Source organism: Photobacterium pectinilyticum (assembly GCF_024357955.1).
Classification (GTDB): domain Bacteria; phylum Pseudomonadota; class Gammaproteobacteria; order Enterobacterales; family Vibrionaceae; genus Photobacterium; species Photobacterium pectinilyticum.
This window is the reverse complement of the sequence record NZ_JANEYT010000013.1, coordinates 1-14,948: the sequence shown is the minus strand read 5'-3', so window position 1 is coordinate 14,948 and position 14,948 is coordinate 1. Positions and strand designations below refer to the sequence as shown.

The window sequence follows — 14,948 nt, the reverse complement described above, 5'->3', positions numbered from 1 at the left end:
TAGCCATTGGTTATTAGTCACGGACTTTTAACCATCGGAAAATAAAATCAGCGATGTTTTGGGGGGTGTTCAAATCCAAGTAAGGGAGTTGGCATCCTTCAGGAGCAGGTTGATCGCTGGCAAAAGCAATAATGTTTTCATCGTTAGGGTAGAAAAGCGGTTTGCCGTAACTTGGGCGGTGTACTTCAATTTTTGCGATAGGCTGGTCGCGAAATCCTTCAACTAATATCAGGTCAAGTTGGCTGTGATCCAGTTGTGATAGGCACTCATCAAGTTGAGGCTCCTCTCGCTCAGGTTCTGGGTATTCGAAATACAGCATGTGTCTTTCTTTTGTCGCAAGCAGTGTTTGACTGCAACCTGCATGGCGTAAACGGTAGCTATCTTTACCGGGTTTGTCCGGGTCAATACTGTGATGGCTATGTTTGACTAAGCCAATGCGAAGGCCATTAGATTTCAGCAACGGAATGAGTTTTTCTAGAAGGGTTGTTTTGCCTGAGCCACTATAGCCGGCAAAGCCAATAATTGGTGCCATGTTGAGTCTGTATCGCCTATAAATAATCTCCTGAGTGTAATACTAAACTGTGTCATAGTCTGCCTATATCAGAGCTACTTCTGCCGTAAAATCCCGACATCGATTGATGGGAAATTGAACAGCGGTGTTTCAAACGGTGTATCAAAATTAAGCTTATTGAGTTTTTTCACCAACAACATCATGTTTCCTACTACATTTATTGAGTACACCGCAGGCATCTGCTATTACCATTAAGTAAGGTAATTAAATGCCTTCATCGCTTACCATCCAGTTTTTTGACAGGAAGTCGTAGTATTGGTGGTAAGTACTCATAATCGCATCAGGGAGAGTGCAATGTGGGCAACATTGGATTTTGAAGCATCCGGCCTTTCCGGCCAGTCCTATCCTATTGAGGTGGGGTACTCGTTGCCAGACGGTTCTGCAAACAGTCTGCTTATCAATCCACTCACAGCAGGTGATCCTTGGCAACATTGGGATGATTATGCTGAGATCGAAATTCACCAAATTTCACGTCAGAAGCTGCATAATGAAGGGCTTCAGGTCGTCGATGTATGTCACCACCTTAACGCGGTGTTAGGAAAATATGAGCGTGTATTTTGTGATAGCCAATGGGACCTGTTTTGGCTCGGTCGGTTATATCATGCGGCTCATATGAGGCCCTCGTTTACCCTGACTGAAGTGGGTTTGTGGTTGTTGCAGGAAAATGGTATCGATCGGGCACATTTTCAACAAACCATGGCTGAGCTTGGCCCGGTATCGCACCGTGCTGAATCGGATGCTAAACAGATCCGTATGGCGATAACGCAGTTGACCGAATAAGCCTTTTTACTCAGTAAGATATTTAAGTTTTTAAACACTGACAATCCCATTTCTGATGTTTGAACAATCAGAAGTGGGTATACTCATTACCAATGTTCAGTTCTGAGTGAATCGCTTGCAGACCTCATCCTTTCATCAAGTATCACCGAGTACCTTACCGCCATCTGTTCGTGCAGCTGTGTTTAATATTTCGATGTCAGCCCCTGGTGCTGGCGAAATTCTTGGGCAGTTAGCGAAGCCTAACAACGAGCGCTTTTCCAAACTTGCCGCCATTATTCAGCATGTCAGTCCGGATGTGTTGATGTTGTGTGAATTTGACCATCCTGGAGAGGGGGGAGATGATGGGGCGCTAGAGAGATTTTGTCAGCATTACTTGGCCTCTTCCCAACATGCTCAGCAAGCCGTGTCTTATCCTTATCGGTATTGCCCACCATCGAACACTGGGTTGGCAATGGTGAATGATCTTGATGGCGATGGAAAAATTACGTTACCCAATGATGCTCATGGGTTTGGTGAACATCATGGCCATTTCAGCTTTGTGATCCTATCGAGATATCCCATTGTTGACGCTGAAATAAAGAGTTGGCAAACCCTTATTTGGCAAAATTTACCCGGTCATCAAATGCCCGAAGGCTACTATTCTGAAGCAGCAAGCACAGAGTTACGCTTGTCTTCCAAGAATCATGTTATGGTGCCGGTGGATGTTGATGGTAAGACGCTTCATCTACTTGCTTGCCACCCAACTCCGCCGGTGTTTGACGGCCATGAGAAACGCAATGCTCGCCGTAATCATGACGAGTTGGTACTGCTCAAAGATATTATTAGTGGGGCAGATCACCTCATTGATGATAATGGCCTTCCGGGAGGTCTTTCACCGGATAGCCGCTTTGTGGTGCTGGGTGATTTGAATGCAGATATGGCCGATGGTGATGGTATGAAGAAGGCTATCCGTGATTTGCTACTGCACCCTAAAATCCACCGCACAGTCTCATCAGGTAGAATGACGCCGAAAAGCTTGGGAGGGCGTTTTCATCGGCCTTGGCAGCAGCGTCGGGGACGGTCAAGTGAATGGACCCATATTTCAGGGCTACGTCTTGATTATGCATTGCCTTCGGCTAATATGGAGGTTTTGCAAAGCGGGGTCTTTTGGCCAGACAAGAAAGATCCGCTGCGGCATTTGATTACTGATGAACGTGGCCGCGAGCACCCGCAGGCTGGCTCAGATCACCGTTTGGTGTGGGTGGATATCGCTTTGAAATAGTTACTTGGGTATATGATGCTTCTTGACCTAGGCTTTTGAATAAAGGTTGATTCAACAGGGAGATGCACCATGCCTGATTCACTCAAGCCGCTGGGCGGTGAAGGTTTACGCGGACAAACTGCCGGTAGCACAGCACTGTGTACGGTGGGTAAAACCGGTACTGGCTTAACCTATCGTGGCTATGATATTTCTGACTTGGCAATGCATGCCGAGTTCGAAGAAGTGGCTTATCTTCTCCTGAAAGGAAAACTGCCAACCCGCACTGAGCTGGCGGCATACAAAACCAAGCTCATTTCTTACCGTGGTTTACCGCTGGCCTTGAAGTTGGTGCTGGAACAAATACCTGCCGATGCCCATCCGATGGATGTCATGCGAACAGGCTGCTCTATGCTGGGCAACCTTGAACAGGAGCATGGTTTTACCGAAGAGTATGATAAAGCCGATAGGCTACTTGCTTTGCTGCCAGCCATCATTTGCTACTGGTACCGTTATAGTCATCACGGGGTGAAAATAGAAACCTACTGTGATCAAGACAGTATTGCCGGATATTTCTTGAAAATGTTGACCGGTGAAACGCCCCCCGATTTACACACGCAGGTGATGCACTGCTCATTGATCTTATACGCTGAACATGAGTTTAATGCCTCGACCTTTGCGGCGCGGGTTTGTGCCTCGACGTTGTCTGATATTTACTCTTGTGTGTGTGCCGCTATCGGAACCTTGAGAGGGCCCTTGCATGGTGGTGCCAATGAGGCGGCGATGGCAATGATTGAACAATGGCAGAGCTCGGATGACGCGGAGGCTGGGATCTTGGCGATGCTGGCAAACAAAGACAAGATCATGGGCTTTGGTCATGCCATTTACCGGGAATCAGATCCACGTAATGCATTGATTAAGTTATGGGCTGAAAAATTGTCCCAAGATGCCAGTGACCCTGTGCTTTATGATATTTCAGTCAGAGTGGAAGCGGTGATGAAGCGCGAGAAGAACCTGTTCTGTAATGCCGACTTCTTTCACGCTTCCGCGTACCATTTCATGGGGATACCAACCAAGTTGTTCACGCCGATCTTTGTAATGAGTAGGGTAACGGGTTGGGCGGCCCATGTCTTTGAACAGCGGGCTCATAACCGGATCATTCGTCCTAGCGCTGACTATATAGGTCCGGAGCATCAAGACTGGCTACCGATTGATGAGCGTCACTAATTTGAAATATTCCCACCATGGTTATTGGCAAGACTTGCCCCAAGGAAGGGTCTATTGGCAACCGAACTTTCTGGCGTCCAGTTTGGCGGTTCAATGCTATCGCCAACTTGACAGTGAGTTGAATTGGCAGCAACAGAAAATCAGAATGTTCGGTAGGGAAATACTGCAACCACGACTGCAAGCTTGGTGCGGTGAGGCGGAGTATACCTATTCAGGCTTAACCATGCAGCCCGATCCTTGGACACCTACACTGCAGGCTATTCGTCAGCAGTTATCTGCGCTGTTGGGGCAAAACTTCAACTCGGTGTTGGCCAATCAGTATCGCAATGGTGACGATTATATGGGGTGGCATCAGGACAATGAGCCCGAACTGGGTGAAGAGCCTGTTATCGCCTCCATCAGTTTAGGGGCAACACGACGTTTTGTATTGCGGCACCGCCAAAGTAAAGAGAAGAAAGAGTATTTGCTGACGAATGGCTCGTTGCTCGTGATGGCGGGTGAGCTACAAAGTTTCTGGCAACATACGGTTCCGAAAACCAAGCGGCCAACTGAGCCTCGTATCAATCTAACGTTCCGTCAGATAACGCGCTAATTAACAGCTTAGGTATTGTCTACGCAGCTATTGTTATCGCAATCATAGATGAAAGCATTAATTGACAGTTGTCTGACGTAATGGATTCAAGGCTTTGCTAGCGTTCTGGCTAAATGATTACCGCAATGAGCAGGGAGTATTCAATGGGATGGGTTAGCAGTCGAGTACATCGGGCAGTGGTTTCTTCGCTGGTTGCAGGGGCAGTGGTTACCTCACCTTTGCTTTGGGCAGATGTTCAATCTGCTGCAGAGCAAGGATTGAACCTCAGTGCTGGCGGTGTCAATGCTACTTCTAGTGCCGATACAGCAAGCTTTTTGCAAGATGCCGAGCGTATTCGCCAAACCTATGAAAGTCAGCTTTTTACCCTCCCTGCTTTTAAGATGGGCCACTATGGCTTGCGGATGTATCGCCAGACACAAGACCCTAAATACCAAGCGGCAATTTGGTCTGATATGGCACGTGTCGCCAGTCGGCTGAACTTCTTCGCAACAGAAGTGTATACCTCTGAGCAAATTGACACTTACTCTGCAGAGCGGATTGCTCGCTATGACCGCAAAGAAGATGCCCGAAGTGACTTGCGCTATGAAACAACTAAAGACAAACCGGAATATTACTACCTCGGTGTTGATCTGCTTGGATCAATGGCCCGTGCCAACGAGTATGGTTTGAAGCATCGCGAAGATGCAAAGCTCAGAGAGGTGATTCGTCGTTATGATTTTAAAGAGTACGCGACTGACCCTGAGATGATCAGAGCTTGGGCGGCACAGTTGGCCAATCAGGTGTACTGGCTGCGTCAGTTAGGGGAGCAGGATGTGGTTGATGATTTTACTGCGGCCTTCAAAGAAACCTATCCCGACAGTCTAGATGGTAAGTTGACGGATCAGCAATTTATGAACAAGGTCTATGGCCTAACCCATATCATTTTTGCTGCGACCGAGTACTACCAGCATTCGGTAAAAGAATCTGACTACCAATGGATCTATGATTACTACCGCGACAATATCGATACTATTATTGCGCGCGCGAAAGAAGATGTGATTGCTGAGGTCGGTATTAACTTCCTATTGGCCGGATTGAAGGATGATCCTGTCGTGGACAAGACTCGAAAGGCAATCCAGCACTCTTTGAATCGACAAGCGGGCATTATCCCGGCAATTAACGGTAGTACCAGTTTGCTAGATGGTGAACACCGTAATGTACTGGCGATTATGTTGTTGGATTGGCGAGGAACCAATGCCGTGCCAACGATTCAGAAACAGCCGGAAATTTTCACAAACAAGCCATATGGCTTGATTACTAAGTAATACCTAGCGGAATAGACAATGGATTCGAAATACAGCGCCCCTAAAGAGGGGCGTTTGTTATTAACATGGACGTTGAAATCTCAAATAGCCAATAGCTTATACCAACCTACATAAATATTTTTCCAGTGCAAATACTTGATCAACGACTTATCCAGATTGGTATTAGTAATGATATTTACCGCTAATGCTGTTGACGTTGAAAATCTGCACCTTCATTGACGGTGACCAGTAAACACTGCTCCAACCAGCCTTGAGCTTCAGTTGACGAATGAAATCTTCGGGTTTGGGCAGTTTTTCCCATACTTGTGGCAAGAACAAGGCTTGCTGGTGCTGATCAGACAGGATCACGCCGACTTTGTTATTTTCTAAGTAATCAATTAGCGCTTGTTCTGAGTCTATGGCCAGATCTTCCGGTTGGGTCAGTACAGATACTTCTACGACCAAATTATCAAGTTGTTCTTCGACCAGCGGCATAAACCGACGGTCTTGGTAAGCACTCGCTCTGGCTTTGTTGTGAACTTCCATCACCAGCGGTGAATGAGCCATGGTTGTACCTAGGCAGCCTTGAAGCTGTCCATCGACAGTAAGAGTAACAAAGCAAGCGCCGGGGTTGAGTAGCTTCTTGCTGTATAAATCTAATCGAGGAGGTTGGGGAATATTATCCGAAAAGTGGTCACGAATAGCATCGCGAGCCACATCCAAAAGCTGTGTTAATTCACCTTTATTGAGGTTCTGAAACGAGATAGCTGACATATCCTACGACTCTCTCCTTATCTCCGGCGTCGGTGTCGCCAGAGTTTATTAATGCTTTACGTATAAGTGTGTATCCCCTTCGTTTGGCTAACAAAAGCAATGTATTGATACCTGTTGAGCCACAAGCTTGTTCCGGAACGATTGTTGGCTCATAGTTATCGATCATGGTGCAGGTTTGGCGGTCTATGCGCTGTGCTTCCGAATATGAGTGGAAGTGGCTTAGATCACTACTAACAACAAGCAGGCAGTCGTCACCTTGCCAGAGGGAATCGATCAGCTTGGCGACAATAGCCGGATGTACATTACTGGTCAAAAGCGGTAACAGGGTAAAGTCATGTAAACATGACTGCAGGAAAGGTAATTGCACTTCGAGGCTGTGCTCAAGGGCATGAACCTGATCCGATACTTCAATATCATCTATTTCCTTCAGCTTTTCAACAAATTGTGTATCAATTTTTATTTTACCTAACGGCGTTTCAAAATGATCCGCAGCAGGGATGGCACAGCCTTGGAAATAGTAGCGGTGACTGGGCCCAATCAGGATCACACGGCGTATGCGCTTTGCCTCTGGAATTAGATATCGGTAGGCATCTGCGGCGACATTGCCTGAAAACATATAGCCAGCGTGCGGCACAATGAGTGCACGGATTGGGAGGGTGTGGTTGGATGCCGTATGATGGGGTGTCCTAAGCCATTCAACCATTTGGCTTTTCAGGGCTGCAGCAGAATGGGAATAAAACTTGCCTGCTACCGCTGGTGGACGTGTACTCATAGGTCACCTATTCATATGTAGTCTAATAAACTGGACTAACCTTAAGTATAGGAACAAATACTCAATCAGGTGACTATCATGTCTCAACCTCCTGAATTTTATCCAACAAAATATTGGCATCGGCTTGATGACGGTAGGGTGGTATGTGATCTTTGCCCGCGACAATGTCGATTGAGAGAGGGTAAGCGAGGTGCTTGCTTTGTTAGGCAGGCTCATGAAGGTGAAATAGTTTTGACCAGTTATGGTCGCTCTAGTGGTTTTTGTATCGACCCCATCGAGAAAAAACCACTTAATCACTTTTACCCAGGAAGCTCTGTTCTGTCCTTTGGTACCGCTGGGTGTAATCTTGGCTGTAAGTTCTGCCAAAACTGGAATATCAGTAAATCCCGTCAGATAGACACCTTAGGTTCATCGGCGATGCCTGAACAGTTGGCATTGGCCGCGCAGCGTTATGGCTGTGACAGCATTGCCTTTACCTATAACGATCCGGTGATTTTCATGGAGTACGCCGTGGACGCCGCGCAGGCATGCCGGGAATTAGGTATCCATAGCGTTGCGGTGAGTGCGGGGTATATCTGCGATAAACCACGGGTTGATTTTTATCGCCATATGGACGCAGCCAATATTGACTTGAAAGCGTTTACTGAGCGTTTCTACCATAAAATATGTAGCGGTCATCTTGCGCCTGTACTCGATACTTTGCTGTATCTGCGACATGAAACCGATGTGTGGTTTGAAATTACTACCTTGTTGATCCCTGATGAAAATGACAGCCCACAAGAAATAGATGCCTTGACCCGCTGGGTGTACGACAACCTAGGTCCAGATATTCCGATCCATTTCAGTGCCTTTCATCCGGATTTCAAGATGCTGGATAAAGAGCGTACGCCGCCTGAAACGGTGAAAAGAGCACGGGAGATCGCTGTGGCAAATGGCTTGCATTATGCCTATGTGGGGAATATTTTCGACCAAGCGGGTGACAGTACCTATTGTCCTGGTTGTGGCAAGAATGTACTTTCTCGTAACTGGTATCAATTGGGGGATTGCCACCTGACCAGTCAGGGACAGTGCCATTACTGTGGCTATCAGTTAGCCGGGCGCTTTAAGCCGATTGAGAAAGCATTTGGACGACGTCGGATCCCTGTGCAAATTGCCAGCGGATAATGATTGATCTTCGTATAACAGATGGTCTGGACTTGTCAGCAGTATAAGCAATCCGATATCTTACAGACCTAATGACAAACACCCGAATGAGAAAGTAAACATGTCTGATATGACGATGGAGCAACTTGCGAGCTACCAGAACCTTGTGATCACCCAGCCTAACTGCCCGTTTTGTGTTAAAGCCAAAGCGATTTTGGATGAACGTGGCACCGAATATACAACATTGGTATTGGGAACAGATCTTGCCAAAACCATGATGGTTGATTTTATCGAGCAGCAAACGGGCAATGTTGTGCGCACTGTTCCGCAAATCATTTTGGCTGGTCAATACATCGGTGGTCACGATGACTTGGTTGCTTTCGTCGAGCGTCAGGTAGAAAACGACGCATTTGGTGGTTTTGAGCTGTAAGCTCTGGGGATATTTACCTTATCACCAACGGCAATTAATGGGGCAGTGCAGTAGCGCTGCTTTTTTTTGGCTTGATCTAGGCTAAATATCCTACATTCTTTTCAGGCTCTACAGCGTGGCTCTGGTAGACTGGTATCTTAATTACGCTATATGGATTTTCGGTGATGCTTAGTTATCAGGGACTGTTTTTCCTGCTGTTGTTAGTGATGGCATCCGCATTGGTTATTGGTCATTCGTTTCGATACAACCGCAAAGTAACGCCTGTTTCCTTGATGGTTATTGGTGTGTTATCAGTGATCTCAGTGACGACTTACGCCTTTTTAGGCCATGAGCCAAGCAATGCTATCAAGCAGCTACAGGCCTCTTCAACGTTATCCGAAGAGCAATCGCTCCCAGCAGAAATGCTGATGGGGGCGGCAGAGCTAAATCAAAAGCGTATTGAAGAAATACAAGACAAGCTTCGAGAAGATACCCAGAATGGCGAGTTGTGGTATGCGCTAGGAAATGCCTATATGTACAGCAGTGAGTTTGAGAGCGCAGGCACAGCATTTCTTTATGCATTACGGCTGGCACCTGAGCCCCAATCTAATATCTATTCGGCAATGGCTACGGCCAGTTATTACCAAGAGAAGCAGTATTTCACCACACAAAGTAAGGCATGGCTTGATCGGGCTTTAGAGTTGGATGAAAATAATATACCAGCGTTGATGCTGTTGGCTTCTGATTATTTTCTTAATGCCCGTTATCAAAAAGCGATTGATACTTGGCAGCAGCTATTGGATACCGAACGCACGGACTTGGACAGGGTCGAAGTTATTAATGCTATCAATCGTGCTAAGAGTTTTCTTTAATATAACTACCGATGAACTATCGTTACTTAATAACTATAGGGCTTAAAATATACAATAATTATCAGTATAACTATAAAGGAAAGTACGTAACAATGGCTAAAAATTAATGTACAACGAATGCATTTCTACTTGTGGCACGCCTTTCATGTCATTCCTGTGGTTTTTAAAATAAGTCAATAAAAAATCGTGATAGACATAAATGAAAAGTGTGTCATTGGTTCAAATTTGAACGATTTGTACTTTTCTGTAAGCAGCGCCAGAAATAAAAGTATTAATAGGTTACTGGCAGAAAAATACGATTGATATTGTTTATTTCTCTTGATTTTCAATTTTCATAATAATTCACTATGAGTTAGTGGCGTAAATATGCTGTCACGATGTTTGGTTAAAGCTTTATGTGAAATATGGGTTAGATTATAGTTTATTGATTAATATGGCTTTTTATTCATAATGCGCTTAATTGGTTGAAAAGTTGACACTTAAGTGTGGGGGCGTTAGTCAAAAATCAGACACTTCTTACATTTATGGCTTAATATCAATAAAAGCGATAAATTTTCGTTGAAAAACAATTGCACACATTCTGTTACATTCTAGGTGGCGGAGACGTTTGATATTTTGACTATTTTTATACACCATAATCAAATGTCAGAGCACTGTTAAATATAGCGCTTTTTCACCTTTGATTTTCATTGAAAAAAAGCCATGCGCCGTGAATGAAATATGAATATAAGAATAATTTTTTCAGCATTAACTATGTCAGTTCTTGCTGGTTGTATGACTACACAACAACCATTAGAATATAAAAACGAAGTCAATGATATTGAAGTTGAAAATAATCGTAATGATTCCATTGAGTATATTACGAAAGAAGAGATGGTTTTTGTTGAGGAAAGCTTTGTTACAACAGAAATTATCGATCAGCATTTAAATTTAATTGAACCTGGTCGTTACTTTTCTAAAGAGAGTGAAAATCGGTCTTACATGATATTTGACTCTCAAGAGACGAATAAAAGGACTGTAGATGACTATCAAGGGCTTGTCGCTTCTTATAATTCGGTCAACTCATCTGGTTTTGCTGTCAATAGCGCAACATTAAGTACTAAGATAAAATTACACCTTGATAGCATAAAAAATGCTTATGAAAACTACCGTAAATTCGAGGGTGGTAAAACATTCATTATCATAACTGGCCACACTGACTCTTCAGGAAGCTGGAATTACAATAAGCAGCTTTCTAGGAGCCGCTCAGACTCTGCTGCTCGATATTTAATGGAAGCCGGTGTTCCGAATGATTCTATATTGCGAATAGCGGCTGGAGAGGACTTTCCGATAGCCCCCAATGACAATAAAGCCAATATGGCAAAAAATCGCCGTGTTGAGTTCTTTATTACTCAAGATACCAGTTTTGTAAATGAGTTTTACCGTTCAGCTCCTTGTTATACGGAACGCTGCCAAACAAGGACGATTCAGGCGGTTGCATATACTCGAGAAGGCCGAGTTGTGACAGAAGCTCGTCATATTCCTAAAGAGCTTCAGGAAAAAAGAGCTTTGGATAGTAGTGAATTGAAAGAAACGAGAGAATTACCAAAGAAGGAAATAAGGTATCGCAAAATGGTATTACCGACGTCAAATCGAAAAATGCCATAGTCTTGATTTTATTTCAAAATTTTAACACTTAACAATAGCATTTTTGATAGCATGAAAATTAAATGTTTACTCCTTACTCTTACATCATTGCTAATGTTTGGGTGTGCAAGTGCACCAGAAGAAAGTGAAGACGCATCAATATCAGAGTACCAACAGACAAAACTGATGACGGAACAGGTGAAAGAAACATCTTCTGAGATGGAGAAAGATTTTGGTTGGCTCTCATTTGTCGATGCTAGTGAAAAATATATTCCAGTAGAAAAAGCCGATGGTTATCTGCATTTTTACCCTAGCGATAGTCAGTCTGAAATATCACAACTTGATGGGTTTGCCGTCTTACGTAATTTATCTGCAAGCGCTGGTTTTAAAGTTAATAGCGATAAGCTAAACAACGAAATGAAGGATCAGCTCGATAAGGTTGCAGAAACTTATTTTAAGCGAAGTAAGTCGCATGATAAGCAGTTGCTAGTTGTAACTGGGCATACTGATGCCTCGGGTGATTGGAACTACAATATTAATCTCTCATTGAGAAGGGCGATTTCTGCGGCAAAGTACCTTGATAAATTAGGCGTACCAGCAGACTCAATTGTCTTAATTGCTGGTGGACCTGATTATCCTTTAGTTGATAACTCATCAAGAGAAAATAAAGCAAAAAATCGTCGAGTTGAAATTTTAATTACTGCAGACGAATCATTCGTTACTCATTTATACCGTAACTATCATTGTGGTGGTCAGTTGTGTCAAGCTCGCTCGATGGAAATTTGGGCATATAGTCGAACATATAATATAAGCAGTGATTTGCGTCACCTGCCAAGCCTTATGGGTTTCAGAGAAGAACTGATGTCTACTCCTCCACAAAGGAACGGAATACAAGTAAGGCGTAAATTTAGAAAAGCGCCTTATGCTTCATATATATATAGAAAGTTTGATATTACACAATATATTAGCGAGTAAAAGGTTGAAATAGCACGTTATGCAAGAAATGAAAGCTGACATTGATAAGTTTATGGCCCAGAGACCTCTTGAAGGTGCAATTTTATCTAAGGATATTAGCCAGGATATTCAGCGCAAGGTGCGTGAAGAGGTGGATTCAGCTGAACAATCAAGTCTAGTAGTAACTGATCATAATGATCATACGAATGGGATGCTGTCAGTTATTCGCGACCCAATTGAGCACATGGGCCGTTGGGTTGCTGAGCTAAATGGGCTGCAGGCTCGTTTGCGTAAGCATATGGATGAATCGTCATTAACTGCCAAGGATACAGAGCACCAACAAGTCTGTAATACTAAGGCTGGCGAACTTTCCAAGAAAGAACTTGCTTATATCCAAGAAAATGGTTATCAAGATGCCAAAGATGAGCTGGAAAAAAGCAAAAAACTTTACGATAAAATGTTCAATGCCGCTGGAGGTAAGCCGCCCAAGAAAGTAAACGCTGCAGTTTACGCTATGGGTCTATTAGTGCCGAGTGTACCTGAATTTTGGATGAACTACGAAACATTGGGTACCTTGTTAAACATTCCTCTATTTGCATTGGCATTGGCATTTGTTAGTGCGACTGTTACAGCTGCCGCAGCCCATTTCCATGGCAAGTTTCTTAAGCAACGGCTTGAATTATTAGGCCCAGATATTGAGCCTCGCGAAAAGCGCCAGCATTATCGTGTCCAGTTTTTTGCTTGGATAGCTTTTATCTCGATTACAGTTGGAATCTTGGCTGTTCGTTATCAAGCGATTGCCCGTGAGTTAGCTGAAACTGTTATTTGGGATACCGGTGCACCTGCAGAATCAGCATTTACCATTCTTTTCCCATTTATTATTTTCGCGATAGCACCATGGTTTATTAGTATGTTTTGTGCTTATGCACTAAATGATGCAAAACCATCATATCAAGAAGCCCAGAAAAACTTCCATCAAGCACGTGCTCACTTTAATCGCCTTGATAAAGGTATGCAGAAAGAATTGCAGCAGGTTGAGCGAAAGTATGCACGTCAAATTGAAGAGCTAGCCAACGCCCAAGAAGCAGAACGAAATGAGATGCAAAAAATTGAGCGCTTGCAAGATATTCTGGCGACTCATGCTGATGGGGTAATGGTTCAAGCACAAAAAGAAATTAACCGTAATCTTCAAACATACCATAATAATTTGGTGATGCAGTTAAGAGCCAAGAATATGGAAGACGTGAAGATCGGTGCTGAAATGCTTGATCTGCAAACTTATTACAAACGCGATATTAAAATTAGTAAAGAACAACTATTGGGCATGGTAGCTTAACAATATGAAGATGAAAACGATTGCAGCATCTATGGCGCTGGCATTGACGTCACCTGTGTTCGCATCAAATATGATCAATACTGGTGGTTTCGATGTAACGAAGTATTGTTTAGAAGATGGCTCACCACGACAAACTTATCTCGTTATTGATAGTTCGGTAATTGCCAAGCAAGATCGTAATTGGGCAAATGATATTCTACAAACATTGCCACCATCGTACCTTCCAAGTGAAGAAGTGGGTGTTTACTATATTTCTGAAAGAGGGAATGTTTCTCACGTCTTTACGTCGTGTTACCCAAATGAAGATGCCTTGCCTGAAGGTGGCCTGTTAACAGCTAGGCCTGACAGGGTTGTAAGAGATGATTTGCCTCGCTTTACTCGTCTAGTTCAAACTGGGTTGGCTGAAGCGATGAAAGCGAGTACTCATGATGTGCCACCTACATTTGCTGACAACGTTCCAAATAAAGATCTGGCACGTAGTTTGTTCCAAGTCAGTAATGATATCCGACTAAATGGTACACCAATTCGTCTTGTGGTTTACTCAGATGGTGTTCAGAATTCAACAGATACACCATTGTCATCACTGACTGACACGGATTCAGCGCAGAAGGCCGCGGTTGAACTAGCACGTAAACATCATGCTAATTTCAATAATGCTACAGTTTACTTCCACGGTATTAATTCTACTGGGGTAAGCAATGCTCACATGGAAGATTTCTGGGAGAGTTACTTGCAGGCAAGTGCTGGTCACTTGAAGAGTTATGCGGCTGGCTTACCAGGGATGAATCGTCCAGAGTACAATATGCCTTCTATTTCTGAGAGTTTCTCGGGGACGTTAACCTCGCAAGGGATCGAGACTCTATTCAGCCTTCGTGTCGAGCGACCAAAAGGGCAGAGCCGTGGTGAAATTAATCAGGCATTCGCGAGCTTGAATGGTCACGGTATGCTCTTGAAAGGAACGTTTGATTCAAACGGCAAGGATATTGAGTATAAACTTGAGATCGTTCAGCATCATCCAGATATACACTTTGAAGCGGGTGATAGCCTTGTGATCAAAGACAATGGTAAAGTTGCTTCTGGCTTTATTGGTGATTTAAACCCATCAACAATGCTTGATGAAACAAATTCACGCTTTCAATTTGATGTTGAGCTGACTAAAGATAGCTTTATTCGTTTCTGATAAACTGTCTAGTTATTTCATAGTAAGACAAGGCCTCCAATAACTGGTTAATGCCATTCGGTTAAGCACTAGCGCTTATATCTCAATGGATATCGGCTAGGAATATAGAGCACTGAACGTGGATACGTTCGGTGCTTTCTTTTATCTGGCAATATAAAGTGCTTGATATCTGCTCGCATCTGTTTGAGCTTT

Annotated in this window: 15 protein-coding genes; 12 read left to right on the top strand and 3 right to left on the bottom strand. The window is 43.9% G+C overall.

Features of this window, described 5'->3' with window-relative positions:
- Positions 1-13 precede the first annotated feature (13 nt).
- On the bottom strand, positions 14-532 hold the full coding sequence (gene mobB, locus NHN17_RS07875) for a molybdopterin-guanine dinucleotide biosynthesis protein B (RefSeq protein WP_255041694.1): 519 nt from the start codon (positions 530-532) through the stop codon (positions 14-16).
- A gap of 333 nt (positions 533-865) precedes the next feature.
- On the opposite strand from mobB, the gene NHN17_RS07870 reads away from it, so the two are divergent.
- The 5 genes from NHN17_RS07870 (at position 866) to NHN17_RS07850 (ending at position 5,711) form a co-directional block, all read left to right on the top strand.
- Complete coding sequence (locus NHN17_RS07870; RefSeq protein WP_255041693.1) at positions 866-1,351, top strand: hypothetical protein; 486 nt, start codon at positions 866-868, stop codon at positions 1,349-1,351.
- Positions 1,352-1,457: 106 nt separating this feature from the next.
- On the top strand, positions 1,458-2,612 hold the full coding sequence (locus tag NHN17_RS07865) for an endonuclease/exonuclease/phosphatase family protein (RefSeq protein WP_309243480.1): 1,155 nt from the start codon (positions 1,458-1,460) through the stop codon (positions 2,610-2,612).
- 69 nt (positions 2,613-2,681) lie between these two features.
- Positions 2,682-3,815, top strand: coding sequence for a bifunctional 2-methylcitrate synthase/citrate synthase (gene prpC / locus NHN17_RS07860; protein WP_255041691.1), 1,134 nt, complete (start codon positions 2,682-2,684; stop codon positions 3,813-3,815).
- Positions 3,802-4,407, top strand: a complete 606-nt coding sequence (locus NHN17_RS07855; protein ID WP_255041690.1) for an alpha-ketoglutarate-dependent dioxygenase AlkB family protein — start codon at positions 3,802-3,804, stop codon at positions 4,405-4,407. Before prpC ends, NHN17_RS07855 begins: the two co-directional genes overlap by 14 nt.
- A gap of 143 nt (positions 4,408-4,550) precedes the next feature.
- The gene (locus NHN17_RS07850) at positions 4,551-5,711 is read left to right on the top strand and encodes a DUF3541 domain-containing protein (protein ID WP_255041688.1); all 1,161 of its coding nucleotides are present in this window, start codon (positions 4,551-4,553) and stop codon (positions 5,709-5,711) included.
- Positions 5,712-5,873: 162 nt separating this feature from the next.
- On the opposite strand, the gene amrA is transcribed toward NHN17_RS07850, so the two are convergent.
- Together amrA and amrB are read right to left on the bottom strand one after the other, a co-directional pair.
- Positions 5,874-6,464, bottom strand: coding sequence for an AmmeMemoRadiSam system protein A (amrA, locus tag NHN17_RS07845; protein ID WP_255041687.1), 591 nt, complete (start codon positions 6,462-6,464; stop codon positions 5,874-5,876).
- Positions 6,433-7,236, bottom strand: a complete 804-nt coding sequence (amrB, locus tag NHN17_RS07840; protein ID WP_255041686.1) for an AmmeMemoRadiSam system protein B — start codon at positions 7,234-7,236, stop codon at positions 6,433-6,435. Before amrB ends, amrA begins: the two co-directional genes overlap by 32 nt.
- A 78-nt stretch (positions 7,237-7,314) precedes the next feature.
- Between amrB and amrS the strand changes: the two genes are divergently transcribed.
- The 7 genes from amrS to NHN17_RS07805 all read left to right on the top strand — a co-directional run bounded on the left by amrS (position 7,315) and on the right by NHN17_RS07805 (position 14,756).
- Positions 7,315-8,400, top strand: a complete 1,086-nt coding sequence (gene amrS, locus NHN17_RS07835) for an AmmeMemoRadiSam system radical SAM enzyme (protein WP_255041685.1) — start codon at positions 7,315-7,317, stop codon at positions 8,398-8,400.
- 100 nt (positions 8,401-8,500) lie between these two features.
- Complete coding sequence (locus tag NHN17_RS07830; protein WP_255041683.1) at positions 8,501-8,809, top strand: glutaredoxin domain-containing protein; 309 nt, start codon at positions 8,501-8,503, stop codon at positions 8,807-8,809.
- 164 nt (positions 8,810-8,973) lie between these two features.
- Complete coding sequence (locus NHN17_RS07825; protein ID WP_255041682.1) at positions 8,974-9,660, top strand: TPR domain-containing protein; 687 nt, start codon at positions 8,974-8,976, stop codon at positions 9,658-9,660.
- A 720-nt stretch (positions 9,661-10,380) separates the two neighbouring features.
- Positions 10,381-11,307, top strand: coding sequence for an OmpA family protein (locus tag NHN17_RS07820; protein ID WP_255041680.1), 927 nt, complete (start codon positions 10,381-10,383; stop codon positions 11,305-11,307).
- Positions 11,308-11,358: 51 nt separating this feature from the next.
- On the top strand, positions 11,359-12,261 hold the full coding sequence (locus NHN17_RS07815; RefSeq protein WP_255041679.1) for an OmpA family protein: 903 nt from the start codon (positions 11,359-11,361) through the stop codon (positions 12,259-12,261).
- Between the two features lie 19 nt (positions 12,262-12,280).
- Complete coding sequence (locus tag NHN17_RS07810) at positions 12,281-13,576, top strand: hypothetical protein (RefSeq protein ID WP_255041678.1); 1,296 nt, start codon at positions 12,281-12,283, stop codon at positions 13,574-13,576.
- A 4-nt stretch (positions 13,577-13,580) separates the two neighbouring features.
- Positions 13,581-14,756 carry a hypothetical protein gene (locus NHN17_RS07805; RefSeq protein WP_255041677.1) on the top strand — a complete coding sequence of 392 codons (1,176 nt, stop codon included), beginning with the start codon at positions 13,581-13,583 and terminating at the stop codon, positions 14,754-14,756.
- Positions 14,757-14,948: the final 192 nt, after the last annotated feature.